Source organism: Denitraticella aggregata (genome assembly GCF_048158365.1).
GTDB lineage: Bacteria > Pseudomonadota > Gammaproteobacteria > Burkholderiales > Rhodocyclaceae > Azoarcus_F.
Window position 1 is genome coordinate 1 of sequence record NZ_JBLLNL010000028.1, and the last position, 3,270, is coordinate 3,270.

General features: G+C 64.6%; 2 protein-coding genes and 1 pseudogene. All 3 read right to left on the reverse strand.

What is annotated here, in order from left to right; genetic code table 11:
- Positions 1-10: 10 nt before the first annotated feature.
- On the reverse strand, positions 11-1,264 hold the full coding sequence (boxA, locus tag ACKVEX_RS16390) for a benzoyl-CoA 2,3-epoxidase subunit BoxA (protein WP_473216811.1): 1,254 nt from the start codon (positions 1,262-1,264) through the stop codon (positions 11-13).
- A 148-nt stretch (positions 1,265-1,412) separates the two neighbouring features.
- Positions 1,413-2,834 (reverse strand): benzoyl-CoA 2,3-epoxidase subunit BoxB, encoded by a 1,422-nt coding sequence (gene boxB, locus ACKVEX_RS16395; RefSeq protein ID WP_473216812.1) that lies wholly within the window; start codon positions 2,832-2,834, stop codon positions 1,413-1,415.
- Between the two features lie 158 nt (positions 2,835-2,992).
- Positions 2,993-3,270: pseudogene (locus ACKVEX_RS16400) on the reverse strand (2,3-epoxybenzoyl-CoA dihydrolase); the annotation flags it as partial.

Sequence of the window (3,270 nt, forward strand, 5' to 3'; positions counted from 1 at the left end):
GGCTTGCCGGTCAGTACGTTTCGAGGTGGAAGCGGCCTTTTGCGAGCAGCTGCGGGCGCAGCGTCTCCCAGTCGGCGCCCTGGCTGCGGCAGATGTCGCGGAAGGCCTCGAGCACGCCGGCCTCCATGCTCTTGAGGCCGCAGACGTAGATGAAGCAGTTGTCGTCGTTCAACATCGCAAAGACCTTGTCGGCCCGCTCACGGATGCGGTCCTGCACATACTGCTTGGGTTCGCCCGGCACGCGCGAGAACGCGAAGTTGATGTCGATGAAATCCTCGGGCAGCTTCTTGAGCGGGCCGAAGTAGGGCAGCTCCTCGGGGGTGCGTGCGCCGAAGAACAGCACCAGCTCGCCGCCTTCGTTGAGCGACCGGCGCCGACGACGGCGCTCGGTCATCGCGCGCATCGGGGCCGAGCCGGTGCCGGTGCAGATCATCATGATCGAAGCACCCGGATGGTTGGGCATCAGGAAGGTCGCGCCATAGGGGCCGGTGACCTGGACCTTGTCGCCCTTTTTCAGGTCGCACACATAGTTGGAGGCGACGCCCCTGGTCGGGTGTCCCTCATGGTCCTCGGTGACGCGTTTGACCGTGAGCGACAGGTTGTTGTGATGCGGACGCTCGCCCTCGCGCGGGCTGGCGACCGAGTACATGCGCAGCAGGTGGGGCTTGCCCTTGGCATCGGTGCCGGGCGGGATGATGCCGATCGACTGGCCTTCGAGCACCGGGAACGGGGTCGCGCCGAAGTCGAGCACGACGTGATGGATGTCGCTGGACGCATCCTCGGCGGTGAGTCGGTAATTGCCGCTCACGGTCGCAGTGACCGGATTGGCGGGCCCGTACAGATTGACGTAGGGGTGGGACGCGGACCATGGCGCGAGCGCAGCGCCGCCCTGGCCAGCGGTGGCCACATCGGTCAGCGCCTGGACTTCGGAGGGCGTCTCGACCGCAGAGCCGGTCGCACTGGTCTGCGCCTCGAACGCGTCCAGATCGCGGGTGTCGGGCAGTACATCCCAGCCGAACTGCTCTTCCAGCGAATAGGGTACGGCTTGCTCGACATTGCGCCAGGAATCGATCGCCCCGGTCGGACAGGGTGAGATGCAGGCCAGACAGCCGTTGCAGACGTCGAACTTGACCACGTAGTTCAGCGAATCATGCGTGATCGCATCGACTGGACAGGTCTCCTCGCAGGTGTTGCAGCGAATGCAGATCTCCGGGTCGATCAGGTGTTGCCGGGCGAGGTCGGCATGCTCTGCTGGCGCGTTCATGGGGGGAGTCTCCTGTCTTGCCTCGGATAGGGTGACCAGACACCTCCCCCATCAAGGGGGAGGCCGGGAGGGGGATGGGTTGGTCCGAGTGTCGCGCGAAACCCATCCCCACCCCAACCCTCCCCTTGAGGGGAGGGCGTCAGTGGGCTCAGTTGAAGCGCACGTAATCGAAGTCGATAGGCTGGTTGTTGATGCCGCGGGCAGGCGGGGCGATCCAGTTGGCGAACTTGCCCGGCTCCAGGCAACGACCCATCAGCGAATGCACATACAGGCGGTCGGCCTCGCTCGGCAGCCACTCGAGATGACGGTGCGTCCACTCGGCTTCGGACATCAGCTGACCGTCGGGGCTCACATGCACGTCGGCAAAAATGCCGATCCTGCGGTGGAAGCCCTTGTGCGGCAGCGTGAAGCGGAAGTCGAAGCCGAACTTGGCCGGGATGCGGTTCCAGCGGTCCACGCCGGCCTGCACGTCACGCACCCAGTCGTCGCGCAGCCGCTCGTTCAGCGCGGACAGCGCCGGCACGTGACGTTTGATCACCTCGTCGCCGGCCACGTCCATGATCTCGTACTCGTTGTTCTGCAGCTTGTGATCGTCCGTGATCTTGCTTTCCTCGAAGCGCCCCTTGAGCCCATTGGTGTAGTAGGTCGCGGCATTCGACGAGATCTCGGCGCCATACAGGTCGCTGGTCACGCTGTAGTGGAAGTTCAGGTACTTCTGCAGCGTCGGCAGGTCGATGACGCCGGCCGCGCGCAGCAGTGCCGGGTCTTCGGTCTTCAGTTCCTTCATCACCTCGCAGGTGCGCTGGATGATGCGCCCCACGCCGGACTCGCCGACGAACAGGTGGTGCGCCTCTTCGGTCAGCATGAACTTGCAGGTCCGGGCCAGCGGATCGAAGGCGGATTCGGCCAGCGATGCGAGCTGGAACTTGCCGTCACGGTCGGTCACGAACGTGAACATGAAGAAGGACAGCCAGTCCGGGGTCTTCTCGTTGAACGCGGTCAGGATGCGAGGATTGTCCTCGTCGCCGGAACGCCGCTCGAGCAGCGCCTCGCCTTCCTCGCGGCCGTCGCGGCCGAAATGCGCGTGCAGCAGATACACCATCGCCCACAGGTGGCGACCTTCCTCGACGTTCACCTGGAAGAGGTTCCTCAGGTCGTACAACGACGGGGCGGTCAGGCCCAGATGACGCTGCTGTTCGACCGAGGCCGGTTCGGTGTCGCCCTGGGTCACGATGATGCGGCGCAGCGTCGAGCGGTACTCGCCCGGCACTTCCTGCCACACGTCCTGGCCCTTGTGCTCGCCGAACTGGATCTTCTTCTGACCCTCCTCCGGGGCGAGGAAGATGCCCCAGCGGTAGTCGGGCATCTTCACATGGCCGAAATCGGCCCATCCCTTGGGGTCCACGCTCACCGCGGTGCGCAGATAGACGTCGTGGTTCTGCGAGCCGTCCGGCCCCATGTCGTCCCACCACTTCAGAAAGGACGGTTGCCACTGCTCCAGCGCACGCTGCAGCGTGCGGTTGCTCGACAGGTTGACGTTGTTCGGAATCCGTTCGCTGTAATTGATCATTTTAGAAACTCCTCCAATTCATCGGTTCGCGGCGGTGCTTCCCGATCGGGAAATCGCCGGTACTGGCTACGGACCTCCAGAACCACGCCAAGGGACCGACTGCAACGGCAGAGGGTCGGCTTGCCACGTGGCCTCGTGAGGCAATTCAAACTCATCGATCAGACGCGCTTCCAGTCGAACTGTGCCTTCCTGCCCGAGCCGAAGAGCTTGAGCGCGCCGGCCTCGCCGACCGCGTTGGGGCGGTTGAAGATCCAGTTCTGCCAGGCCGACAGGCGACCGAAGATGCGCGTGTTCATCGACTCGACCGGACCGAAGCGCAGGTTCGCCTCCAGCCCGGTGAGCGCGTCCGGCGACAGCGCGGCCCGCTCCTCGATCGCGATCCGGATCTCGTCGGCCCAGTCCAGATCGTCCGGTGCCTCGGTCACCAGACCGAGCG

Coding starts and splice junctions, on each gene's coding strand:
- boxA (WP_473216811.1), bottom strand. CDS start 1,264: ATGAACGCGCCAGCAGAGCATGCCGACCTCGCCCGGCAACACCTGATC.
- boxB (WP_473216812.1), bottom strand. CDS start 2,834: ATGATCAATTACAGCGAACGGATTCCGAACAACGTCAACCTGTCGAGC.